25 protein-coding genes and 3 pseudogenes are annotated in these 21,346 nt (G+C 61.2%); 19 read left to right on the plus strand and 9 right to left on the minus strand.

Annotated features, from left to right (window positions below; translation table 11 throughout):
- The first annotated feature begins 67 nt into the window (after positions 1 to 67).
- The 12 genes and pseudogenes from J6497_RS19165 to J6497_RS19215 all read left to right on the plus strand — a co-directional run.
- Positions 68 to 1,035, plus strand: a pseudogene (locus J6497_RS19165) (YeiH family protein).
- A 7-nt stretch (positions 1,036 to 1,042) separates the two neighbouring features.
- Positions 1,043 to 1,168: pseudogene (locus J6497_RS41590) on the plus strand (LysR family transcriptional regulator); the annotation flags it as partial.
- A gap of 84 nt (positions 1,169 to 1,252) precedes the next feature.
- Positions 1,253 to 1,927, plus strand: coding sequence for a LysR substrate-binding domain-containing protein (locus J6497_RS19170; protein WP_312010337.1), 675 nt, complete (start codon positions 1,253 to 1,255; stop codon positions 1,925 to 1,927).
- Between the two features lie 135 nt (positions 1,928 to 2,062).
- Entirely contained in the window at positions 2,063 to 2,791 is a 729-nt protein-coding gene (locus J6497_RS19175) for a response regulator transcription factor (RefSeq protein WP_225705830.1), read from the plus strand.
- A gap of 455 nt (positions 2,792 to 3,246) precedes the next feature.
- On the plus strand, positions 3,247 to 4,029 hold the full coding sequence (gene tetH / locus J6497_RS19180; protein WP_225705831.1) for a thiosulfate dehydrogenase: 783 nt from the start codon (positions 3,247 to 3,249) through the stop codon (positions 4,027 to 4,029).
- Positions 4,030 to 4,039: 10 nt separating this feature from the next.
- Entirely contained in the window at positions 4,040 to 5,023 is a 984-nt protein-coding gene (locus tag J6497_RS19185; RefSeq protein WP_225705832.1) for a substrate-binding domain-containing protein, read from the plus strand.
- Between the two features lie 22 nt (positions 5,024 to 5,045).
- A complete protein-coding gene (locus J6497_RS19190; protein ID WP_225705833.1) occupies positions 5,046 to 6,146 on the plus strand; it encodes a TQO small subunit DoxD in 1,101 nt (366 codons plus the stop codon).
- Between the two features lie 165 nt (positions 6,147 to 6,311).
- Positions 6,312 to 7,007: a metal ABC transporter permease gene (locus J6497_RS19195; protein WP_225705834.1), complete on the plus strand. Its 696-nt coding sequence runs from the start codon at positions 6,312 to 6,314 to the stop codon at positions 7,005 to 7,007.
- Positions 7,008 to 7,062: 55 nt separating this feature from the next.
- The gene (locus J6497_RS19200) at positions 7,063 to 7,701 is read left to right on the plus strand and encodes a cytochrome b/b6 domain-containing protein (RefSeq protein WP_225705835.1); all 639 of its coding nucleotides are present in this window, start codon (positions 7,063 to 7,065) and stop codon (positions 7,699 to 7,701) included.
- The gene (locus J6497_RS19205; protein ID WP_225705836.1) at positions 7,685 to 8,455 is read left to right on the plus strand and encodes a molybdopterin-dependent oxidoreductase; all 771 of its coding nucleotides are present in this window, start codon (positions 7,685 to 7,687) and stop codon (positions 8,453 to 8,455) included. The genes J6497_RS19200 and J6497_RS19205 overlap by 17 nt, the downstream gene beginning before the upstream one ends.
- Positions 8,456 to 8,622: 167 nt before the next feature.
- Complete coding sequence (locus tag J6497_RS19210) at positions 8,623 to 8,874, plus strand: hypothetical protein (RefSeq protein WP_225705837.1); 252 nt, start codon at positions 8,623 to 8,625, stop codon at positions 8,872 to 8,874.
- A gap of 274 nt (positions 8,875 to 9,148) precedes the next feature.
- Positions 9,149 to 9,324, plus strand: a pseudogene (locus J6497_RS19215) (FMN-dependent NADH-azoreductase); the annotation flags it as partial.
- A 232-nt stretch (positions 9,325 to 9,556) separates the two neighbouring features.
- Here J6497_RS19215 and J6497_RS19220 read toward each other — a convergent pair.
- The gene (locus J6497_RS19220) at positions 9,557 to 9,703 is read right to left on the minus strand and encodes a hypothetical protein (protein ID WP_225705838.1); all 147 of its coding nucleotides are present in this window, start codon (positions 9,701 to 9,703) and stop codon (positions 9,557 to 9,559) included.
- Positions 9,704 to 9,734: 31 nt separating this feature from the next.
- On the opposite strand from J6497_RS19220, the gene J6497_RS42010 reads away from it, so the two are divergent.
- Positions 9,735 to 9,905, plus strand: coding sequence for a lactate/malate family dehydrogenase (locus J6497_RS42010; protein ID WP_225705839.1), 171 nt, complete (start codon positions 9,735 to 9,737; stop codon positions 9,903 to 9,905).
- 98 nt (positions 9,906 to 10,003) lie between these two features.
- Here J6497_RS42010 and J6497_RS19230 read toward each other — a convergent pair whose 3' ends face one another.
- On the minus strand, positions 10,004 to 10,288 hold the full coding sequence (locus J6497_RS19230; RefSeq protein WP_225705840.1) for a hypothetical protein: 285 nt from the start codon (positions 10,286 to 10,288) through the stop codon (positions 10,004 to 10,006).
- On the opposite strand from J6497_RS19230, the gene J6497_RS19235 reads away from it, so the two are divergent.
- Positions 10,202 to 10,669 carry a Rossmann-fold NAD(P)-binding domain-containing protein gene (locus J6497_RS19235; RefSeq protein WP_312010328.1) on the plus strand — a complete coding sequence of 156 codons (468 nt, stop codon included), beginning with the start codon at positions 10,202 to 10,204 and terminating at the stop codon, positions 10,667 to 10,669. The genes J6497_RS19230 and J6497_RS19235 overlap by 87 nt on opposite strands.
- A gap of 96 nt (positions 10,670 to 10,765) precedes the next feature.
- On the opposite strand, the gene J6497_RS19240 is transcribed toward J6497_RS19235, so the two are convergent.
- From J6497_RS19240 to J6497_RS19260, 5 genes are all read right to left on the minus strand, one after another.
- Entirely contained in the window at positions 10,766 to 11,335 is a 570-nt protein-coding gene (locus J6497_RS19240) for an NADPH-dependent FMN reductase (RefSeq protein ID WP_225705841.1), read from the minus strand.
- A 124-nt stretch (positions 11,336 to 11,459) separates the two neighbouring features.
- Positions 11,460 to 12,023, minus strand: a complete 564-nt coding sequence (locus J6497_RS19245) for a c-type cytochrome (protein WP_225705842.1) — start codon at positions 12,021 to 12,023, stop codon at positions 11,460 to 11,462.
- Complete coding sequence (soxC, locus tag J6497_RS19250; RefSeq protein WP_225705843.1) at positions 12,010 to 13,296, minus strand: sulfite dehydrogenase; 1,287 nt, start codon at positions 13,294 to 13,296, stop codon at positions 12,010 to 12,012. The genes J6497_RS19245 and soxC overlap by 14 nt, the downstream gene beginning before the upstream one ends.
- A gap of 333 nt (positions 13,297 to 13,629) precedes the next feature.
- Complete coding sequence (locus J6497_RS19255; RefSeq protein WP_446479928.1) at positions 13,630 to 14,985, minus strand: PQQ-dependent sugar dehydrogenase; 1,356 nt, start codon at positions 14,983 to 14,985, stop codon at positions 13,630 to 13,632.
- A 5-nt stretch (positions 14,986 to 14,990) separates the two neighbouring features.
- Positions 14,991 to 15,461 carry a DUF2231 domain-containing protein gene (locus J6497_RS19260; RefSeq protein ID WP_225705845.1) on the minus strand — a complete coding sequence of 157 codons (471 nt, stop codon included), beginning with the start codon at positions 15,459 to 15,461 and terminating at the stop codon, positions 14,991 to 14,993.
- Between the two features lie 527 nt (positions 15,462 to 15,988).
- On the opposite strand from J6497_RS19260, the gene pqqA reads away from it, so the two are divergent.
- The 5 genes from pqqA to J6497_RS19285 all read left to right on the plus strand — a co-directional run bounded on the left by pqqA (position 15,989) and on the right by J6497_RS19285 (position 18,952).
- Positions 15,989 to 16,069, plus strand: coding sequence for a pyrroloquinoline quinone precursor peptide PqqA (pqqA, locus tag J6497_RS19265; RefSeq protein ID WP_225705909.1), 81 nt, complete (start codon positions 15,989 to 15,991; stop codon positions 16,067 to 16,069).
- Between the two features lie 109 nt (positions 16,070 to 16,178).
- Positions 16,179 to 16,490, plus strand: coding sequence for a hypothetical protein (locus J6497_RS19270; protein ID WP_225705846.1), 312 nt, complete (start codon positions 16,179 to 16,181; stop codon positions 16,488 to 16,490).
- Positions 16,487 to 18,007 (plus strand): multicopper oxidase family protein, encoded by a 1,521-nt coding sequence (locus J6497_RS19275; protein ID WP_225705847.1) that lies wholly within the window; start codon positions 16,487 to 16,489, stop codon positions 18,005 to 18,007. Before J6497_RS19270 ends, J6497_RS19275 begins: the two co-directional genes overlap by 4 nt.
- Before the next feature lie 66 nt (positions 18,008 to 18,073).
- A complete protein-coding gene (locus J6497_RS19280; RefSeq protein ID WP_225705910.1) occupies positions 18,074 to 18,457 on the plus strand; it encodes a carboxymuconolactone decarboxylase family protein in 384 nt (127 codons plus the stop codon).
- Positions 18,458 to 18,463: 6 nt separating this feature from the next.
- Positions 18,464 to 18,952, plus strand: a complete 489-nt coding sequence (locus J6497_RS19285; protein WP_225705848.1) for an HPP family protein — start codon at positions 18,464 to 18,466, stop codon at positions 18,950 to 18,952.
- 111 nt (positions 18,953 to 19,063) lie between these two features.
- On the opposite strand, the gene J6497_RS19290 is transcribed toward J6497_RS19285, so the two are convergent.
- Complete coding sequence (locus J6497_RS19290; protein ID WP_225705849.1) at positions 19,064 to 20,524, minus strand: catalase; 1,461 nt, start codon at positions 20,522 to 20,524, stop codon at positions 19,064 to 19,066.
- 111 nt (positions 20,525 to 20,635) lie between these two features.
- Positions 20,636 to 21,295: an HD domain-containing protein gene (locus tag J6497_RS19295; RefSeq protein ID WP_225705911.1), complete on the minus strand. Its 660-nt coding sequence runs from the start codon at positions 21,293 to 21,295 to the stop codon at positions 20,636 to 20,638.
- Positions 21,296 to 21,346: the final 51 nt, after the last annotated feature.

Genomic DNA, 21,346 nt, shown 5'->3' on the forward strand with positions numbered 1-21,346 from the left:
TTCGTCCTCCGATCACCCAGCGCGGGCCGCTCCTGCGCGATCGGATTTCCGGTTTGCGCTCTCTACGCTGCCTGGCATTGCGCTCGGCGCCGCAATCGCCGTTGCCGCGTTTCTGGCCCGGTCGATTCCGGGGATTGCCACCTTCAGCCCGATGATCCTGGCGATTCTGATCGGGACGGCCTTTCACAACATTGTCGGCACGCCTTTGGCGGCACGGCCCGGCATTGCCTTCAGCCTTCGGCGCCTGCTGCGTGCGGCGATCGTCCTGCTCGGCTTCCAGCTCACGCTGACCCAGATCGCGTCCGTGGGCACCACCGGACTGCTCATCGTCGCCACCACCTTGACCGCCACTTTCGTGTTTACCGTTGCCGCCGGACGGGCAATTGGCGTCGACGGCAAGCTCACCGAGCTGATCGCCGCGGGCACATCGATTTGCGGCGCCTCCGCGATCGTCGCTGCCAACACGGCCACGGAAGCGCATGACGAGGATGTCGCCTATGCCATCGCCTGCGTCACCATCTTCGGCTCGGTCGGGATGTTTGCCTATCCGTTGCTGTTCCGCGTGCTGCATCTTGATGCCCAGGCATCCGGATTGTGGAGCGGCGCCTCCATCCATGAGATCGCGCAAGTCGTTGCCGCAGCATTCCAGAACGGGCAACGCGCCGGCGAAATCGGCACCATGGTCAAGCTGGCCCGCGTCACGCTGCTCGTGCCGGTCGTGTTCGCTCTCAGCCTGAACACCCGGCTTGCGGCCGACAGCGCACCCGTCAGGTCGGCACGGCCGCCAGTGCCCTGGTTCGTGCTCGGCTTTGTTGCCGTCGTCTGCGTCAACAGCGTCATTGTCATCCCTGCCGATGCCAGGAAAATGATCGTGACTCTGACGACCTTCCTGCTGTCGGTTGCGCTGCCGCCATGGGCTTGGAGACCGATATCTCCAAACTCCGCGCGCAAGGACTCCGTCCCGCTATACTGGGTGCCTCGGCGTTTCTCTTTATCGCGAGCTTTTCCTTACTCCTCATCAAACTTGTAGGATGATCTCATCATGACGCTTGAACAGCTCCGGATCTTCGCCGCGGTTGGCGACAAGCAGCATGTTACCCAGGCGGCCCACGAGCTGCATCTCACGCAATCGGCCACCAGTGCAGCGATCGCTGCACTGGAAGGGCGTTATGGCGTCAAGCTGTTCGATCGCGTCGGCCGCGGCATTGTGCTCACTCACACGGGCCGCACCTTTCTTGCGGAAGCGCGCGCGGTGCTGGCGCGTGCCCACGCCGCCGAGCAGGTCTTGCGCGACCTCGCCGGCCTGAAGATGGGCAAGTTGGTCATTGCCGTCAGCCAGACTGTTGCCAATTACTGGCTGCCATCGCGTCTGCAGGCCTTTCAAGCAGCCCATCCGGGCATCGACATCGACGTCAGGATCGCAAATACGGAGCGTGTTGCAGCGGACGTGCACGAAAGCCAAGCGGATATCGGCTTCATCGAAGGCGACATCGACGACGGCGCGCTGTCCGTCCGCCGCATCGATGGTGACACACTGGTCATCGTGGTCGGACAAAAACATCCATTCGCGCGACAGAGAAGGCTTCCGGCCGACTGGCTGACCAGAACGCCGTGGATCCTGCGGGAACCGGGCTCGGGCACCCGCAGGATGTTCGAACTGGCACTGAAGAAGCGCGACTTGCGGCTCGCCGACCTGACCGTACAGCTCGAACTTGCGTCCAACGAAGCCATCCAAACCGCCATCGAGTCAGGTTTTTGCGCTACGGCGATCTCCGATCTGGTTGTCGAGAAATCACTCGCAGCCAAGACGCTGGTCCGGCTCGAAGGGGAGCTCGCCAAACGTTCCTTCTATATCTTGCGCCACAAGGAGCGGCACGTGAGCAAGGCCGAAGCAGCTTTGCTGACGAGCATCGGGGCCCCGAAATAAGCGGCCTCGTCCTGCAAGAACGGACAAAACAACGGCAGGTGCAGAGCAGACGCTCCCCGACGAAGCCGATGTAGCTGCGATCGTCGACTATCTCGTGAGAACCAAGGGCAAGAACTAGCAATCGAGAGCACCGTGATGAAGCGGTTACTTCTGATCGAGGACGACGAAGAGCTGGCTGAGCTAATAACGGCCGGGCTCATCGATCACGGCTTTGGGGTGGAGTGGGCGTCAAATGGGCTCGAAGGTCTGGACAAGGCTCGTTCGTTAAAGCCGGATGTCCTGATCGTCGACCGTCAGTTGCCCGGAATGAACGGTCTTGGGGTCATTGAGCACTTGCGCGATGAACAGGTGCGAACACCAGTCTTGGTGTTAAGCGCGCTTCGCGCAGTCGAGGATCGCGTCCAGGGACTACGTGTGGGAGGGGATGACTATCTCACCAAACCGTTCGCGCTTGTCGAGCTCGTTGCGAGAATAGACGCGCTGCTGCGTCGGCCCTCTGACATGCGCGAGACCATCCTGCGTGTCGGGGCGATCGAGCTTGATCTTATCGAGCGAACCGTGAAGCGCCGCAACCGCCAGATCAAACTCTTGCCGCGGGAATTTCGGCTGCTCGAATATATGATGCGGCGAAGCGACCGGTTGCTCACCCGGGCAATGCTGCTCAAGGATGTTTGGAACTACAATTTCGTGCCGGAAACCAACCTTGTCGACGTCCACATGAGCCGCCTGCGCCACAAGGTTGACGGCTCGGGTGGAATGCCGATGATCTACAATATCCGTGGTGCCGGCTTTATTCTTCGTGAACTCGTCGGCAATCCGGTTGTCTCACCGATTGCGCGCTCGCGCATTACAGCTAGGGCCTGAATTTTTGTGCTCCGCTCTTGCGCGCGCCGATGGGCGGTAACTTTACTCATCTCCCGGCAACTGTTCGGGCGTTGTCACGCGCAGGAGTGAGAAAATCATCCCGACACCAGGGTCGCACTATGTCTCGGGCCTCCGAGCATCGATGTCGGTTCGGGCCGAAGCCTTGTCTTGTCCTCGCCGCGCATTGCGATCTTAAACGCTCATCCAGATGCCGCCGAATGCGAACCGGGAGCGGTCGTGTTGACCGCGAACCACATGACCTAGCGCGGCCCTGTAATTCCAGCGAGCACGGGTCGTGCGAGCCGGAGGTTCCGGCATCGTTTCATCCCATGGAGCGATCAGATCGATCTCATAATTGTGTTGGAGCGCCACCTCGCGGCTCCTACCTCACAAGGAAGGCGGGCGTGTGGACAATGCTCCATTCGTTCGCCGTAACAAGCAACAAGGAGACACGGATGACGATCGATAACTCACGGCGCACCGCTCTTGTCGGCTTTGGAGCGTTGGCGGTCGGCGCCGCTGCGCTTGCAGCTGGTCCCTCGCGCGCCGCGACGGCTGAGCGCATCATCCCGCCCGGCGCCCGGGAACTCTCCGATTTGATGGAAAAGCTGCGCCGCGCGCCCCGCCGGCGAGACTTCAAGACCGTGCCGATGATTCTTCAGCATCCCGATTTCTGGGACAATGAAGCGCTCAGGGAGATCATCGCCTATCGCGGCACCCACAAGCAGGTGTGGGACAACACCAATATTGCGGGTCCTTGGCTCAACTTGATGCGCAATTCGATCAATGCGCAGATATTCTCCTTCGGACACAAGGATTTTCTTGCCGTTTCCGCCACGCACGGCACGGCCCACCTCGCCTTGTTCGATCAGGCGATGTGGGACAAGTACGAACTCGCAGCACTTGCCGGCGCCAAGTTCAGGACCAACACGCTGGCAGTGCCCAAGCCGGTCGCAACTGCTTTCGCAGAAAGTGAAGATCCCAAAAGCGTGTTCGGGGCGGACGGCGACACCGTCCCGGCGCTGCAGGCCCGCGGCGTGGTGTTCATGGCTTGCCATAATGCGATCTGGGAGGTCACGGCAAAGCTCATCGGCTCCGGCAAGAATCCGGATCACACCTCGCACGAAGCGATGGCCGCCGAGCTAACCAACCATCTCATCGACGGCGCGGTGCTGACCCCCGGAATCGTTGCGACGATTCCGGAGCTGCAGCAGGTCGGCTTTCACTATGCAGCGTGAGAAGGTTCAAATGCGCAAGACTGCCTTTGGCGCCGCCATGCTGGCCGCCGTCCTCGTTCTGCCGCTCGCTGCACACTCCGCGGAGCCGGTCCAGCACGATTCGATTTTTCCACCCTGGCAGCACGGAGAGAACAACGACGCAACGCGGCGCGGGCTCTCATTTACAGTTCCTCAGGTGGACGACCTCGCCGATTTCCATGGCAACGTGTCTGACCCGAAACTCGTGCTCTACGTCGGTGGCAATTACTTCTTCGCCATGGCACCGCTGGTTGCGGCCTTCGAGCAACAGCATCCCGAGTTCAAAGGCAGAATTTACTGGGAGACTCTTCCGCCCGGCCTGCTCGAGAAGCAGATCGAGGCTGGCGGTATCGTCACCTCGGGCAATATGACCTGGACGGCGAAGCCGGATGCCTATTTTGCAGGGCTCAAGAAGGTTCAGGGCCTGATCAATCAGGGCGTGCTGACCGGTCCGGCCGTTCCTTACGCCACCAACACTCTGACCATCATGGTGCCAGCTGGCAATCCGGGCCATGTCAAGAGTCTCTCCGATCTGGCGCGGCCTGACCTTCAAGTGGTCATGCCGAATCCCGACTTCGAAGGTGTCGCCCGTCAGATCGAGGCGTCGCTGAAGAAAGCCGGCGGCGACGCCTTAGCCGCGACCGTCTACAAAACGAAGGTCGCCGACGGCAGCACGGTTCTGACCCATATCCACCATCGACAAACGCCGCTCTTCCTGATGCAGGGACGCGCGCAGGTAGGCGTGACCTGGCAGTCCGAAGCGATCTTCCAGGAGCAGGCCGGGCATCCGATCGGCCATATCGACATCCCACCCGCACAGAACACAACTGCGATCTATGCCGGCGCCGAAGTAAGCGGAGCTCCGCATGCGGAGGCAGCGCGGCTCTGGCTCTCGTTCGTCCGCTCGCCCAAGGCGCTCTCGATCTTCGAGCGCTACGGATTCAAGCCGTTCACCACAGCTGCGTCGGCCGGCTGATCGTTTGAGGAGAAACGCGCCCATGTCCACTCTATCTTTCACATCTGCACCCAACGTACGACAGGTCAACAATGCCGTTGGCCTGACCGAGGCACAACGCATGTGGCGCACGGCCGCGCTTGCCTTGCTGTCGGTCCGCGTCATTCAAGGCTTCATCTACTGGGGCGGCGGCTCCCGGCGCTTCATCTACGCGCGCTCAAAGCTCGACCCGAGCGCACACACGTGGATGGCGAACAAGTTTCAGACCGCAATGCCTGGAGCGCTGTTCGGCACCGACCACCTGATCAGCTTCATGCTGCATCACTTCTGGCTGCTCTATGCCGGCGTGATCCTGTTCAGCGCCGCCGAACTCATCGTCGGCGCGATGCTGATGGCCGGAGCCCTGACCCGCGTCGCCGCTTTGGTATCGATGGGTTTTTCTGTGCTGCTGATGGCGATGTTCGGCTGGCAGGGCGCGACCTGCATCGATGAATGGACCATGGCGGCCTGTAATCTCGCGATGGGTGCAACACTACTGCTCGGCGGCAGCGGCGCCTGCTCGATCGACAACGTTCTGATCCGGCGCAATCCCGCGCTGGCAGAAAAATACTGGTTCCGCTGGATGGCCGGAAGCCTGCCGTTGCCGCTCAAGGACATCGCCTTCCGCCACCTGGCGCTCGCGGTGCTCGGTTTCGTACTAGTGTTCGATATTGGGACCTACAGCTACTATCGCGGCTCCGTGGTCACGCCGTTCCATGGCGGACCGGTCAGCCCGACGAAGCATCATCTCACGCTCAGCGACGCCAGATTGCTGCCGGATGGCTCCGTTCGCTTTCACGCCTATCTCGATGCCGGTACGCCTGAAGCGCCAGTGCATGTCGTCGCAGCCGACCTGCTTGACGCCAACAGCCAGCCAGTCGCGCATTACGACGCCGCCGCTCTCTCCGCATTGCCGAAGACCGCTTTCGTGAACGATTACGCCTACAACAAGTTCGCGCCCGGTCCATTCGGGATCCGAGCTCCGATGGGGGCTGCCGCCACGGTGACACTGCCTGCCTCTGGTGCTGCTCCCCAAGCGAGATTCATCCGGCTCACGGATGTCGACGGCCGAACCTTCTCGGCAACGCTCGACAGCAAACCGTAGGCTGCTCGTGGCACATGACGCAACGCGGAACTCAGCGGCACTGCTTGTATGAAGAAGATTTTAATGGGTGAGCGAGCGGCTGCCCACTAGCTAAACATTGTCCGCACAACGAGGGACACTGATGTTCTGCAGATCCGGTGTACGACAATTTTTGAAGGAGAAGACATGAACCCGAAGCGAATCCTTGGCCTTGCGATTGCAGCCTCCGCCGCCCTTGCTTCATCCGCAGCGCTCGCTGCGACAGGGACGCCGGAGCGCGTGCGCGGGACCATAGCGTCGGCCACCGCGGACTCGGTGACCGTCGATAGCCATACGGACAAACCGGTCACGGTTGCCCTGACGGGCGACACCTCATACTTGAAAGTGGAAAAAACGAACCTCAACAAGGTTGAGAAAGGCAGCTACATCGGCACCGCAACCAAGGACGTCGGGGGCACGCAGGTTGCGCTGGAAGTCGTGATCTTCCCGCCCTCGATGCGCGGCGCGGGTGATGGCCACTACGCCTGGGATAAGATCCGCGACACGACTCTCTCCGGGGGCGCGCAGACCAGCAGCAGCATGACGAACGGCAATGTCTCTGCCGTCTCGACCTCGGCGGCGACGGTGAACAGTACGATGACCAATGGCGACGTCGCCGCGTCGCAGTCGCAGGGTGGCCTTACGCATCTTGTCGTCACTTACAAAGGTGGCCAGCAGGACGTGCTGGTGCCTCCGACCGCTCCGATCGTGACCTTCCGCCCCGGCACGAAGGCCCTGGTGGCCAAGGGGAACGATGTTTTCATCAAGGCGGCGCAGACCGGCTCGGGTCTCGTGGCGAACACGGTCGCGGTCGGCGTCGACGGCGTGAAGCCGCCGATGTGATGCCACTCCCCGCCACCGGCGCGGGAGCTTCCCACCGCGAGAAGGAACATCCGCTATGGGACAACGTGAAACGAGCCGCCGCCTGACACATTCTTCCGCGATCCGCGTCATGCACTGGATCGGCGTCTATGCCATGGGCTGCATGATCTTCAGCGGCTGGGAAATCTACAACGCCTCGCCCAGCCTGCACTTCCTATTCCCGGCTTGGACCGGCCTCGGCGGCTGGCTGGGCGGCGCGCTGGCTTGGCACCTGAGCGCGATGTGGCTGCTGTTCGCAGACGGCATCGCCTATCTGGTCTATGGCTTCGCCAGCGGTCATTTCCGGCGCGACCTGAAACCGCCGCGCCCCGCCGAGCTTGGGCAGGACCTGGGCGCCGCGCTGCGCTTTCGCCTGAAGCACCACATGGGGCACTACAACGCCGTGCAGCGCGTGCTCTACGCCGGGGTCATCATCGCCGTCATCCTGCAGGTGATGACCGGGCTCGCCATCTGGAAGCCGGTGCAGTTAGGCTGGCTGGCTGGGTTGTTCGGCGGTTATCCGATCGCCCGCGGCATCCACCTCGCCATCATGTTCGGCATCGTCGCCTTCGTTCTTGTCCACGTCGCGCTGGTGATGGTCCACCCGCGCACGCTGAAGTCGATGATCGTCACCGTGCCGCAGAGATCGAGGAAAGCCGATGAGCGACCAGCGTAACAAACCGGCCGTCAGCATGGCCGAGATCAGGCCGGAGCTGGAAAGGCTGCACCGGCGCGGCTTCCTGCGGGGCGCGCTCTCGCTCGGCGCCTCGCTTGGCTCGCTGACGTTGCTGACCGGCTGCGACCTTTCGACCCATTCCGGCGTCGACGGCGCGCTGGAGGCGATCCTGTGCTTCGACGACCGGGTCCAGGCGGCTCTGTTCAGCCGCAAACGCCTGGCGAAGACCTATCCGGCCAGCGCCATCACTCGCCCGTTCCGCTTCAACGCCTATTACGCGGAGTGGCAGGTGCGCCCGGTACCGGATAACTGGGTACTCAGTGTCGCCGGCCTCGTCGCCGACCGGCGGCCGTGGACGTTGCCGGCGCTGATGGCGCTGCCGCAGCAGGGGCAGATCACCCGGCATATCTGCATCGAGGGCTGGAGCCAGATCGGCCAGTGGAGCGGCGTGCCGCTAGGCGCGTTCCTGCGCCGTGTCGGCGCCGACCTGTCAGCCCGCTACGTCTATTTCAAATGCTTCGATGGCTATTCGACCAGCATCGACATGGCGAGCGCGCTGCAACCGCAGACCATTCTGGCGCTCGACTTCGAGGAAAAGCCGCTGGCGCCGCAATGGGGCGCGCCGCTGCGGCTTCGCATCCCCACCAAGCTCGGCTTCAAGAGCGCCAAGAACCTGGAGGCGATTGAGGTCACCAATAAGTATCCCGGCGGCTATTGGGAGAACCGGGGCTATGATTGGTTCGCTGGCGTTTGACGGCGCCGCTGGAAATGCAGCAGATCGTTGATCCATAATCCCTCCCCGCTTAAGCGGGAAGCATGCACGGGCGCACATGACCTGGACGCTTTCAGTCCGACTGTCTGCTGAGTGGCGGATATCCGCGCGGCATTGACCCAACAGCCAAACTGGTCGGAGCAGGGCGATTGCTACGCCCCGGCAAAACAATCATTCAGGTGCCGACGCGCCAAGAGCTGAACGCGTTTCGGCAATACCTGGGGCGCTGTTCGGCGTCGATCACCAGATCAGTGTCATGCTGCACCACTTCTGGCTGCTCTATTCCGGTGCTGATCCTGTTCAGTGCCGCCGAACTCATCGTCGGCGCGATGTTGACGGCGGGAGCCCACGTCGCCGCATTGATGTTCGGCCGGCAGGGCGCGCCCTGCATTGACGAATAGACAATGGCCGCGTGCAATCTCGCGATGGGTGCAACGCGTCCACTGCGAAATCGTACGGTCGGTTACCTTGTGCTTCGAGCCAATCGAGAACTCCCGCATCTGCATCGTCGACCGGCCGCGTTCCACGGATTGCCTCTAAGTCTGCTCGGTGTCATTCTTGACTGATCCAGTCCGGTCTGCCTGCCATTTGATGTCCGCTCCGGTCCAAAAGCGACCGGTGCGCTGCATCGCCGCGAAATGGGGCATCGGTCGCGTTGCGATCGGCCGCAGCAATTTCGATCCTGCGCAAGTATACCTGCCGATGCTGAAAGACCGGCCGACGGTTGTGCCAGCGGCAACGACTTCGTCACCGGCATAAATCGAGGCCGTATCGACATGGCAACCCTTACTTGCGAGAGGCGTTCCGTTTCATCGGTAATCGGCAACGTGCGCTTCGTGCCGATCGGCCCGCAACGCTAACGCCAGTGACGCAGCCTCCGCCAACGGCGACGGTGCAAACGTTCGTATGATCCTTCCATCCTTTATCCATATAGACGATCGTATACGCGTACAATTGAGCGAGCCATCCCGGCGCCTCTAATCTCCGTGCTAATCGACCGCCTGCAGTGACTGACGTCTACTACTCCGTCCAAACGGATTCTCAATGCATCAGCTGCGCTACCTCCCGACGAATGCCAACACATCACGGCACATACTGTACGATCAGCCGGCTGATCTGCACCGCTTCTGTCGACGCGGTTGTGAGCAAGACGAGCTCGCGATGCCGTCCCTGCAACGCTGGAAACGGCGTGACGACACTTTCCTCATAGAACACTTTCGGCACCGCCACAGGCACTTCGAGGCACGGACGAGGACATGTCATGAAGATCGGAATTGTCGGAGCGGGAGCCGTCGGGGCTGCATGTGCAATGGCAACCCTCATGAGAGGTTGCGCCAGCGAGTTAGTTCTGGTCAACCGAGGCCGCGATCGCGCGAAAGGCATGGCGATCGACATGGGCTACGGGGCCCCCTGTCATCCACCACCAGGGTGACAGATGGGGACTATTCCGATCTGGCAGGCGCCGCGCTCGTCATGATCACCGTCGGCGTCAACGAGAAATCCGGCGGGGCAACGGATCGCAGCGATCCGCTAGGCCGCCTGCGCCTCCTGGAAAAGAATGCATAAGTCTACCGTCAGGTAATTCCGCCGATCACCGCAGCCGCGCCGAACGCTGTTCTGCTCGTCGTCACTGACCCTCCTGATCCGCTTGCCTATCTGACACGCGAACTGGCCGGTCATGAACGCGTTCTCTCTACCGGCACGCTGCTCGACAGCCTGCGCTTTCGCGTGCATTTGGGCCGAAGGCTCAAGGTAGCTCCGACAGACGTTGAAGCGCAGGTTCTCGGCGAACACGGAACATGCCAGATCTTTCATTGGTCTGCCGCCCGCGTAGGCGGAGTCCCGATCTTGGAGGCGCTTGAGCATTCCGGCCTGATGCGGGGCGATAACGTCCGCGCGACGATAGAGAATGAAGTGCGCTATGCAAACATCACGATCATCGAAGGTATTGGCGCCAGCCAGTATGGAATTGGAATGGTTTGCGCACGGATCGCCGAAATCGTGCTGCGCGACGAACGCGCCGTAGTACCGATTGGGGTTTACAACGCAAAACTTGGAGTGACACTCTCGCTACCCGGCGTGGTCGGCCGCGACGGCTGCCTCCAAATCCTTCTCCCTTCTCTGTCGAATGACGAACATGCTGGCCTAGAAAAGTGCATCGAAACACTGCATAAGGCCCAAGAGCGAATTCGCTGACTATCTATCGGAGCAAATGCGACCAGAGCTCCGGCGCACGCACAGACCGGACTGAGCCACGGGACGATTACGGGAAAGCCCTCGGCAGCCGAACGTTCATGCCGCCGCACGAACAAGGCGCGCAGCCCCGATCTCCTCGAAGAGATCATCGACACCGGCAAGTGCGAAGCCGATCGCAGCCTCGTCAATGAGGCGCCCGTCGCGCACCTTCTCATGCACGCCGCCGATCACGATCTGTGGCCGGAGAACAGGACGTGCCGGTATCGACGCGAGCGTCTCGTTCATCTGCTGCTGCGCACGCACACCACCGGTGAAGGCTGGAGAGGCCGTCATTGTCAGCACCGGCTTGCCCTTCAGTACCGACACGCCGTAAGGCCGAGAGGCCCAGTCGAGCGCATTCTTCCGGACGCCCGACATGCCATGATTGTATTCCGGCGAGATCATGATCACGCCGTCGCTCGCGTCAATCGCCGAACGCAAGGCACACACCGATTCAGGTGCGTGCTCGCCGTCATCATCCTCGTTGTAAAGCGGAATTGCGTGCAACGGGAAAATCTCAAGTGCAGCCCGGGACCCAAGCGCGCCCTGTAGGCCGCGAAGCACTGCCGTGCTGTTGGAGGCGCGGCGCAGGCTGCCGGAGAGGCCGAGAAGCGAGAGTTGGGTCATCGGGAGCGGCTCCAAAGGGGTGGAATTTCAATTGGCGACCAGAGGAGCATCACGACGACACCGATCGGCTCAAGTAAATTCGATTTTAAGTTCGACCCCGTGTATAGCAACAGGATCGGCCACCTCAACAGCCGGTCATGCATTCCGGGTTCTTGACGTCAGGCCTGGGATCGCCAACGAACATATTGCGATTTGGCATCTTGATTACGGCAAGCGACTTGGCATCAAGCGTCGCATTCGCCTGCAGCAGGCCGTTGAGGCTAAGGATATAGGCGGACAACGCATAGACGTCGTCGTTGCTTAGCGATTGCGGCGCGTTCTGTGGCATGGCGCGGCGGATGTAATCAAACAAGGTCGGCGCGTATGGCCAATAGCTGCCGATTGTACGTACGGGCTTTGGCGTTCCGAGCGTGCCCTGCCCGCCGACGAGCCGGTCGCCGACACCGCCCTCGCCCTTTGCGCCGTGACAGGCCGCGCATTGCTGATCGAATACTTCACTTCCATGGCTGACGGTGCCGCTTCCGGGCGGCAGGTTGCTGCCGTCGCCGCCGACATCGATGTTCCAACCTGCGATCTCCGCAGGCGTCGCCGCGCGGCCGATGCCATACGGGCTTTGCGCCTCCGCGCGGGTCGCGCATAGCAGTATAGCAACAGCGAACGCTGCGGGCACAAGCCTAGGCGTTGGCATTGGTCACCTCGCCGTCTTCAGCAATACGCCAGGGCCAGATCGCGTTGTTATGGTAGACGTAATTATCGCCGCGTACCGCGAGCAGTTCGGCCAGCGTCGGCTGCACGTAGCCGGTCTCGTCGACGGCGCGGCTCTGAATTACCGCAGGCTTGCCATCCCAATGCCACGGCAGACGGAAGCGGGTCAGCGCCCGCGTCAGCACCGGCTCCTGCAGTTGTGCCACCTGCCAGCTCTTTCCGTCATCGACCGATACATCGACACGCCTGACTTTGCCGCGTCCGCTCCAGGCGATGCCGCTGATTTCGTGGAAACCCGGCGCTGTCAGCCGCTGGCCGCCTGACGGCCGCGTGATGATGGATTTGGCTTCCATGTAGAAGGTGAACTCGCGCGCCGTACCGTCGGGCATTGGGTCGGTGTATTTGGAGGTCTCCTCGCGCGAGTAAGCCGGCTCCGCGGCGACATGCAGGCGGCGCAGCCACTTCACATTCATATTGCCTTCGAAGCCCGGTACCAGCAGGCGAAGCGGATAGCCCTGCTGCGGGCGCAGCCGCTCGCCATTCTGGCTGTACGCCAGCATCGCATCGTCAAGGCATTTTTCGATCGGAATACTTCGGGTCATTGCCGCGGAATCGGCGCCTTCGGCCACGACCCATTTTGCGCCTGGCTGTAATCCTGCTTCCTGCAATACCAGTTTCAGGCTGACCCCGGTCCATTCGGCGCAGCTCACCAGCCCGACGAGATCGGAAGCTGTCTTGCCGTAGGGCTTTTTGTATTCCGGGTTGCCCGAGCATTCGAGGAAATAGATGTGTGATTCCGAAGGAAAGCGACGGATGTCATCCATGGTAAAGATCAGGGGTCTGTCGACGAGGCCATGGAGCATCAGCCGATGCTGTGCAGGATCAATGGTGGGAACGCCGCCATGGTGGCGCTCGTAGAACAGACCGTTCGGCGTGATGATGCCGTCGAGATCCTGCAACGGCGTCCGCCCCGAGGCGGAGAGGTACTGCTTCAGATCTTTCGGAATATTCTTGACTACATTCTTCTCGAACGTCGATGGCGTTCCATAGGGCTGGCTTCCCAAGGGATCGCCAGGCGTCTTCATCCATTGCGGGACATTCGGAGGCAGGTTCCCTGCATTTTCCGCCGCCGACGCTTTGCTGCCGACGAAACCAGTCGCAACGGCGGCCCCGCCCACCAGCGCACCACCTTCTATTAGAAATCGTCGGCGGGATGTGGAGGTAACATTCTTGTCGATGTCGGTTGGCCTGGTCATTCTTATCCTCTACGCGAAATCGGTGTGCCTGGAACAAATCGGCGAGGCGCGGCCCTGTCCCAGAGGAAGGCATCCTGATGGTAGTTAGAAAGCGCGGCGGTGCTTGTCGCGGATTGCTACGCCTTATCCGCTCTTGCCGATCCAACAGGGCAGACAAGAATTACCTCCGTCTGTCCTTCCACTCAGATGCGGAAAGGGCCGCGTCATTCCGATGCGGCCATTCTCGAAGCGTTGCGAACATCAGCGACAGAATCGCTGCCGCACTAAAAAATCCTGAATTTGTTCATCGTCGTTCTCGTCGTTCGGCTGTTGCCTTCGATGTGTTCCGCTACGTCAATTGTTCGACGCAGAATGGGGATTACTTGATGACACCCGCCACACGGTGTCTCCAACGTCGTCCGCGATCAGCAGTCCGCCGGTCCGATCGACTGCCAAACCAACCGGTCTTCCGCGCGCGTGATTGTTTGGATCGAGGAAGCCGGTGACGACGTCCTGCGCCGGGCCACTGGGTTTTCCGCCGCTGAATGGCACGAACACTACCTTGTAGCCGTTGAGAGGCGTTCGATCCCAGCTTCCATGTTCGCTGACAAACGCACCGCTGCGATAGTTTGCCGGAAGCCCGGCGCCTGTGTACATGGCTACACCCAAGGGCGCGACGTGGGAGCTCAGCGCGTAGTCCGGTACAATCGCCTTAGCCGCCAGATCGGGACGTTGAGGCTGGACCCGCGGGTCGAGGTGCCGGCCGTAATAGCTATAGGGCCAGCCATAGAAACCGCCGTCCTGTACAGAGGTCAGATAGTCCGGAACCAGATCGGGGCCGATCTCATCGCGTTCGTTGACGATGGCCCAGAGTTTGCGGGTCTCGGGCTCCCACGCGAGGCCCGTGGGATTGCGCGTGCCGCTGGCGAATATGCGATGGGCGCCCGATGTCAGGTCGACCTCCCAGATCGCGGCTCGTTCATACTCGGCTCCAATTCCGTTTTCGGTGATGTTGCTGTTGGATCCAACACCGACATAGAGTTTGGAGCCATCCGGGCTGGCCAACAAAGCCTTGGTCCAGTGATGATTGATCGGGCCGCCAGGAAGGTCGGCCAGCTTGGTGCCAGGGGCAGTGATGCTGGTTTGCCCTTCCTGATAGGGATAGCGGACGATGGCGTCGGTGTTAGCGACATATAGATCATTACCAACTAAAGCGACGCCGAACGGCGAATTGAGGTGATCCAGGAAGACGGTTCGGAGATCGGGAATCCCATCGCCATTGCTGTCGCGCAGCAGCGTGATGCGGTTTCCGCCCTTGGCTGCGGCGCCGGCGAGCCACGTTACCCAGTCGGTGAGGATGTCCTTGGGCCGGTGAGTCGGCGCTTTCGGACCATTGCTCTCGACCACCAGCACGTCTCCATTAGGCAGGACGTAGAGGGAGCGCGGATGCTGGAAGCCAGTCGCCAATGCATGGACTTGCAGCCCCTCCGGCACGGTGGGAGTTTCATTTCCCCATGCGGCGACTCTCGCGATCTGTATCGGCGGTACCAAGTACTGCTGTAGCGCGGGCAGCGGGGGATTGGCACCGATTTCTTTCCTCGGATCGCCGCCCTCATAATTACAGCCAGCGAGTCCGAGCCCGGCGACGGCGACAAGGAGGGCGGCGAGGCGCGAAAGCTTCGCCGAGCGCGCATTCTTGAGCGTATACATCATGCTCATACTCCAAACCGGTGGCGATTTGTCAGGGCCCTGGCGGCCAGCGCCGTCAACGCGAGAACGATGACGACAAGCGTCGAAAGCATCAGGCCGGTCGGTACCACAGCGGTATAACCGTCGCGGCTATGAACGAAGGCGTTGGTGAGCGCGAGCAAGACCGCGATCGCGTAGCCGATCGCGCGGGGCCAGGCCGGCCTGTCGATTCGCGTTCCGCCCACGAGATCGATCACGTAAGCAATAGCGGCCAGCCCCGCCATGATCAGGCCGGCGGTGATCAGCCAGATGGAGAACCTCTCCCACATCACATCGGGCATCTGCCAATAGACAATGTCTGTGACCAGAGCGCCCGCGAAATAGGCGGCGGAAAACGACACCAGCATCCGGTGGAACGGTCGTCCACGCAGTCTCCGCGCTGGCCTCAAATCGACATCGCGTATAAAAGTTGTCGCCGTCACCGTAGTGTCCTGCATGCCTCAATCCTTCGCAACGATCCGCGCATCTGCGCCCCCGCCCCGACTTTCGGGCATTTAGTCGCCTTCAAACCTGAATCCTCTAAATTCGAGTTTAGTCTTCTGAGATCAATTTTGGCGGCTCACCCGCGCCGCGAGATTTTGCACTTCGACGTTGTACCGGTAGTGCACGGGTGCTCGCGGTCCAAATCCCGACTACTTCGAGTCTGGTCTTCAGAAATCGATCGCGGATAGGGCAATCCCAACCGCTCGGCGCGCGAGCGGGAGGCGTAAGATGCTAAAGAGGTTCCCACTCGAATTAATCACGGCGATTCCGGCCGCAGCCTCGGCGCCGGAGAGGACGGTGGCCGGCACGATCCGGAATACCGGGAGGTTAGCGAAAATGCCGAGGCGAAGGTTAGCGAAGAGTCTCGTTCACCTCCGCCCTCACAACACTAAACGCCAATTTAGTTGGGAGCCCGCAGCGCGTCGCTACATAGAGGAGAAGATGACGACGGCAATCGCGCCGCGGACAAAGGAGTTCTCAAATGGCCTGGAAAACACCGAAGATTTTTGAACTGCAAGTTGGCATGGAAATCAACATGTACGCCTGCGCAACGAGCAAGTAGCTTCGGCAACACCGTTAGGCCAAGCACCGGGTACGGTCCCTCGGGGGGCCGTGAAGTTTGTCCCCGGAGGAAGGTGCAGCCTGCATCCAACGCTTCAGGATGAAGCGCCATGACACTTGTTCCTGACTTCGTTCATCGCAAAACTACAAGGGATCTGGACTGGGGCAAGCTCTTTGCGAGACGCCGTGGATCGTCACGCACCCACGATGTGATTGTTGCTGCCACGATGCTCGCATTGCTTGTCGTGGCAATCGCGACCCGCGCCACCATCTCTGATGAAATCGCGGATAGCAACGTGGATCGCCAGAGTTATGTTGCGTTTGTGCTCGACGTCGTCGCAACCCTGGGCTTGAGCATTGGACTGGCGTTGCTGCTGTTCTCCAGTCGCGCCCGCGCTGACGACGAAGGAGCGGGGTTATGAGCAACCCCTTCTCGCGCCGCCGATTTCTGCATACTGCACTTGCTGCGAGCGTACTGCCGATCTTGCCCGATGCCGCGCGCGGGGCTCCGCCTGCTCCCAAGCGTCTTGTCGCAGGAACGCGCATGCTGGAGGTGAACGGCCGACCAGCCAAAGTCTTCGGGCTGACAGGTCCGGACGGGCGTCCCGGCATTCGCCTCGCTGCGGGTGAACGATTTCGCGTGGAGCTCGCCAACGAATCCGGCGCACGCACTCTTGTCCACTGGCATGGGCAGCTTCCACCCTGGACGCAGGATGGTTTTCCCTGGCCGCAGACCCCGCCGATCGCAAACGGCGCTGTTCAATCTTATGACTATGCTCCGATTCCCGGCACGTACTGGATGCACTCGCATCACGATGTGCAGGAGCAGAGCCTGATGACCGCGCCCCTTATCGTCCATAGAGACGCGGAGCTTCGCGAGGATCGCCAGGACGTCGTCCTCATGCTGCATGACTTCACCTTCCGAACGCCGCAGGAGGTGCTCGCGGGTCTCACTGGCACGAGCGTCGCCGCTGCACAGGCCGTGGCGCGCAAGGCCGAGGAGGCCCCAGCTAGCAAGGGCGACGCCACTGCACCCAAACCACGCGTCGTGAAAACGGACGCCGATGTGCCAGGCGTAGCAATGCCCGGAATGACCGTGCCAGCACCAGGCGACACGCAAATGCACATGGATCTGAATGACGTTCACTACGACGCGTTCCTTGCCAATGATCGAACCTTGGCAGATCCCGAGATCGTGCCCGTCGAACGCGGCGGTCGCATACGCCTCCGGGTCATCAATGGCGCGTCCTCAAGTCAGTTCTGGGTCGACCTCGGTGAACTCGTCGGCCGCGTGGTCGCGACCGATGGCCATCCCGCACATGCAGTGGCGGGCAACCGCTTTCCGCTCGCGATGGCCCAACGCCTCGATATACTCATCGATTTACCGGGGGCCGGCGCGTTTCCCATTCTTGCACAACTGGAAGGCGACAGCCGGCAGACGGGGATCGTCCTGGCCACGCCAGGTGCGCGCATTCCGCGGATAGCCGACGGCGCGCAAGCCGCCCCGCCGGTCGACCTGTCGCTGGAGGCCCGGCTTATGGCCGTGGAGCCGCTGCCGCCGCGCTCCGCGGATATCGTCCAGACCATCGTTCTCGGTGGCGGAATGAAGCCATATGCATGGTCCATGAACGGCGAGTATTGGCCGCGGGTCTCGCCGCTCATGCTCACAAAGGGACAACGCGTCGAGATCGATCTGGTCAACCGCACCATGATGGCGCATCCGATCCATCTGCACGGCCATGTGTTCCAGGTGATCGCTATTGATGGGCAACCGATTCACGGGGCCGTGCGCGACACGCTCCTGGTGATGCCGATGGGCCGGGTCCGGATTGCTTTCGACGCCGACAATCCGGGACGATGGGCGTTGCACTGTCACAATCTCTACCACATGGTTACCGGCATGATGACAGAGTTCAGATATCCGGGAATTGTCATTTGACGGTCCGCTTCGTCTCCAGCCCGTCACAGGTGGTCGCGAACTGTTCGATGTGAAGGACACAGCATGATGCTCGATTGGAACGACTATCGCAAACAACTGGCGGCCGGCGTCAAAGAAATCGGCCAACTCAGCCCCGACACGATCAAGGGATATATGGCCCTGAGTGCGGCTGGCCAAAAGACGGATCTGCTTGGCGCAAAAGTCCGCGAACTCATCGCTCTGGCGGTGGCCGTCACCTTGCGTTGCGACGGTTGCATTACGGTGCATACTGAGGCCGCAATCAAACGCGGCGCGACCAAGGAAGAGATTGCCGAAGCTCTGGGAGTCGCCACGGCCGTCAACGCCGGGGCTGCGCTTGTCTACTCCGCACGTGTGATAGATGCGTTCAACGAATATCCGAGCGCTGCCTCGCCGCGCACGCCGGATTCCCTCGCCAATCCGCGGGGGTAAACTCGGATGCTCGACCGCGTGCTCAAGTCTTGGTGCACGCTGCATCGCCCTGATATATTCGGTTGCCCCTGGATGGCCGGGCTGCTCAGCTTTTTGACCTGGCTCCATTTTCGAGATGTCGGGCTCTTCCTGATCCCGCCTTTCGCGGCGACACTGACGATCCTGGTCTATCTGCCGAATGTCCCGATCGCCCAACCCATCGCAGTGGTGTTCGGCTCGGTATTCGGCGCTGCGATAGGTACCGTGCTCAGCGTGGTACTTGGCTTCGGTCCCGGCACAGCGCTGCTGGCAGCGCTCGCCGCGATGATCATCCTGCCCTTGCTCCGGGTCTTTCATCCGCCAGCGGTTGCTCTGGCGATGTGTCCTGCTCTGTTGCACTCCGGACCATGGTTTGCGTTTCCGGTCGTGTTGCCCTTCACGCTTGTCGCGGTGATCTCTCGCGCGGTGCTGAGCCGCCTGGTCAGCAACTGGTCGCAATACCCTGCGCCGTTCTGAGCTGCCTGCCGGGTGTTCTGTACGGGAAGATCGCCCGTCGGACGTCAGGCAGCACGGGCGTCACCGTGTGCAAACGGAGACGCCCGCGGCCGAACAATTGGTCCAATGCGACTACTCGGCCGCCAGCACACTGTGTTCCAGCCCGAGGGCTTTGGCGACGCCAGCGCCGTACGCAGGATCGGCACGGGTGCAATTGACGACGTGGCGCTGCTTGATGTGCAGCTTGGCATCGCCCATTGCGCGCGCCGTGTTTTCGAACAGCGCCCGGCGCTGCGCCGTGCTCATTTTTCGGAATAGGTTGCCCGGCTGCTCCCAGTGATCATCGTCGACGCGATGATCGAAGTGCGCCGCTTCGCCCTCGATCGGCATGGGCGGCTCGGCGAAATCGGGCTGGTTGTCCCAAAGTCCTGCACTGTTGGGATTATAGGTAAGCGCTCCGCCCGAATTGCCGTCGGTGCGCATCTTGCCATCGCGGTGATAGCTGCGGAACGGGCATTGGGGGGCATTGACCGGGATGTGGTTGAAATTGATACCGAGCCGGTAGCGCTGGGTGTCGCCATAGGAGAACAGTCTTCCCTGGAGCATCTTGTCCGGCGAGAAACCGATGCCGGGCACGATGTTGGCGGGTGAGAAGGCCGCCTGTTCCACTTCCGCGAAATAGTTCTCCGGATAGCGGTTGAGCTCCATCACGCCGACCTCGATTAGCGGATACTCCGCCTTCGGCCAGACCTTCGTCACGTCGAAAGGATTGTGCCGATGCGTCTTCGCCTGAGCGTCAGTCATCACCTGAATGAAAAGCGTCCATCGCGGAAAGTCGTCCTCCTCGATCGCGTTGAGGAGGTCGCGGCCGTTGCTTTCGCGATCCCTGGCGACGATGGCCTCGGCCTCCGCGTCGGTGAGGTTCGCGATTCCCTGCTGGGTGCGGAAGTGAAACTTGACCCAGACACGTTCATTGGCGGCATTGATCATCGAGTAGGTATGGCTGCCGAAGAGATGCATGTTGCGGAAGCTCTTCGGGATGCCGCGATCGGACATGGTGATGGTGACCTGATGCAGCGCCTCGGGGAGCAGCGTCCAGAAATCCCAATTGTTGTCCGCGCTGCGCAGCCCGGTGCGCGGGTCGCGCTTGATGGCATGGTTGAGATCCGAGAACCGCAGCGGGTCGCGGAAGAAGAATACCGGCGTGTTGTTGCCGACGATGTCCCAGTTGCCCTCCTCGGTGTAGAACTTGAGGGCGGTACCGCGAATGTCGCGTTCCGCATCGGCCGCGCCGCGCTCGCCGGCGACGGTCGAGAAGCGCGCGAACATCGGTGTCTGCTTCCCGATCTTCGAGAAAATCCTGGCCTTGGTCAAACGGGTGATGTCGTGGGTCACCGTGAAGGCGCCGTAGGCACCCCAGCCCTTGGCGTGCATACGCCGCTCCGGGATCACCTCCCGGTCGAAATGCGCCATCTTCTCGATCAGCCAGATATCCTGCAGCAGCGCCGGACCGCGTCGACCGGCCGTCATGATGTTGGTGTTGTCTGCGACCGGCGCCCCGGTTGCGTTCGTAAACAGTTTCTCTGTAGCCATGATCAGCTCCTCTGTTGTGTTAAATCGCGTACGCAGTCATTGAGCCTGCCTGTTCGGCCGACGTTTGGAACAGCGTCAGTGCTTTGCTTTCGATCGTACGGGTAGCGGGGCTTACCCGCGCCAGGCAGATCCTCGGATGACGCTGCAGAAATTGCTGCGATGGAAGTGTGGATCCTTGTCCGCGAGCACGTCTGCATTGACGTTGCCGAAGGTCGTCTTCGGCTTGTGCTTGTTGCCGTCGTAGAAGGCTTGGATGATGTCTTCTTTGAAACGCGCGCTACGCGGATGGGCATGCACCACCGCCTCGCGCTCGGCGGCGCTGTATTCGGGATAAGCCAGTCCCATCACATCCATTTCGACGCCGGCCGTCACCAGAGCTACGACCGGGTGCATGTGCTGGGGGATACCCGGCGTCGTATGCAAGGCGATCGCGGTCCAGACGGTTTCAATGTCTTGTTGATGGACTCCGTGGCTTCGCAGGAAGTCGCGTGCGGCATTTGCGCTGTCAACCTCGAAGCGTTCCTGCGTGCTGCTGTGCTGATGGGTCAAACCCATGTCGTGGAACATCGCGCCGGTGTAGAGCAATTCGGGATCGAACTTGAGGCCGCGGCTCTTTCCCGCGAGCCCGCCGAAGTAATAGACGCGGCTGGAATGATGGAAGAGCAGCGGCGTTTCGGTATCGCGCACCAATTCAGTGACAGCGCGGGCGAGCTTGCTGTCGGGAACTTTGATCCCCGCAATCGACGAGGTCGCTATCAAGGTCGAAGTCATGGGCCTTCTCCAGTGTGATCCATTGCCGGAAAAGTTGGTCGCGTCGTTGTC

The organism is Bradyrhizobium cenepequi (genome assembly GCF_020329485.1).
In the GTDB taxonomy this organism is placed as follows: Bacteria; Pseudomonadota; Alphaproteobacteria; order Rhizobiales; family Xanthobacteraceae; genus Bradyrhizobium; species Bradyrhizobium cenepequi.

What these genes read in the sequence shown, in the direction of transcription:
- J6497_RS42010 (WP_225705839.1), top strand. Translation starts at nt 9,735, where the DNA reads ATGAAGATCGGAATTGTCGGAGCGGGAGCCGTCGGGGCTGCATGTGCA.
- J6497_RS19245 (WP_225705842.1), bottom strand. Translation starts at nt 12,023, where the DNA reads ATGCCAACGCCTAGGCTTGTGCCCGCAGCGTTCGCTGTTGCTATACTG.
- J6497_RS19295 (WP_225705911.1), bottom strand. Translation starts at nt 21,295, where the DNA reads ATGACTTCGACCTTGATAGCGACCTCGTCGATTGCGGGGATCAAAGTT.
- J6497_RS19240 (WP_225705841.1), bottom strand. Translation starts at nt 11,335, where the DNA reads ATGACCCAACTCTCGCTTCTCGGCCTCTCCGGCAGCCTGCGCCGCGCC.
- J6497_RS19260 (WP_225705845.1), bottom strand. Translation starts at nt 15,461, where the DNA reads ATGCAGGACACTACGGTGACGGCGACAACTTTTATACGCGATGTCGAT.
- tetH (WP_225705831.1), top strand. Translation starts at nt 3,247, where the DNA reads ATGACGATCGATAACTCACGGCGCACCGCTCTTGTCGGCTTTGGAGCG.
- pqqA (WP_225705909.1), top strand. Translation starts at nt 15,989, where the DNA reads ATGGCCTGGAAAACACCGAAGATTTTTGAACTGCAAGTTGGCATGGAA.
- J6497_RS19285 (WP_225705848.1), top strand. Translation starts at nt 18,464, where the DNA reads ATGCTCGACCGCGTGCTCAAGTCTTGGTGCACGCTGCATCGCCCTGAT.
- J6497_RS19255 (WP_446479928.1), bottom strand. Translation starts at nt 14,985, where the DNA reads ATGTATACGCTCAAGAATGCGCGCTCGGCGAAGCTTTCGCGCCTCGCC.
- J6497_RS19175 (WP_225705830.1), top strand. Translation starts at nt 2,063, where the DNA reads ATGAAGCGGTTACTTCTGATCGAGGACGACGAAGAGCTGGCTGAGCTA.
- J6497_RS19190 (WP_225705833.1), top strand. Translation starts at nt 5,046, where the DNA reads ATGTCCACTCTATCTTTCACATCTGCACCCAACGTACGACAGGTCAAC.
- J6497_RS19290 (WP_225705849.1), bottom strand. Translation starts at nt 20,524, where the DNA reads ATGGCTACAGAGAAACTGTTTACGAACGCAACCGGGGCGCCGGTCGCA.
- J6497_RS19230 (WP_225705840.1), bottom strand. Translation starts at nt 10,288, where the DNA reads ATGAAAGATCTGGCATGTTCCGTGTTCGCCGAGAACCTGCGCTTCAAC.
- J6497_RS19195 (WP_225705834.1), top strand. Translation starts at nt 6,312, where the DNA reads ATGAACCCGAAGCGAATCCTTGGCCTTGCGATTGCAGCCTCCGCCGCC.
- J6497_RS19200 (WP_225705835.1), top strand. Translation starts at nt 7,063, where the DNA reads ATGGGACAACGTGAAACGAGCCGCCGCCTGACACATTCTTCCGCGATC.
- J6497_RS19205 (WP_225705836.1), top strand. Translation starts at nt 7,685, where the DNA reads ATGAGCGACCAGCGTAACAAACCGGCCGTCAGCATGGCCGAGATCAGG.
- soxC (WP_225705843.1), bottom strand. Translation starts at nt 13,296, where the DNA reads ATGACCAGGCCAACCGACATCGACAAGAATGTTACCTCCACATCCCGC.
- J6497_RS19270 (WP_225705846.1), top strand. Translation starts at nt 16,179, where the DNA reads ATGACACTTGTTCCTGACTTCGTTCATCGCAAAACTACAAGGGATCTG.
- J6497_RS19185 (WP_225705832.1), top strand. Translation starts at nt 4,040, where the DNA reads ATGCGCAAGACTGCCTTTGGCGCCGCCATGCTGGCCGCCGTCCTCGTT.
- J6497_RS19275 (WP_225705847.1), top strand. Translation starts at nt 16,487, where the DNA reads ATGAGCAACCCCTTCTCGCGCCGCCGATTTCTGCATACTGCACTTGCT.
- J6497_RS19280 (WP_225705910.1), top strand. Translation starts at nt 18,074, where the DNA reads ATGCTCGATTGGAACGACTATCGCAAACAACTGGCGGCCGGCGTCAAA.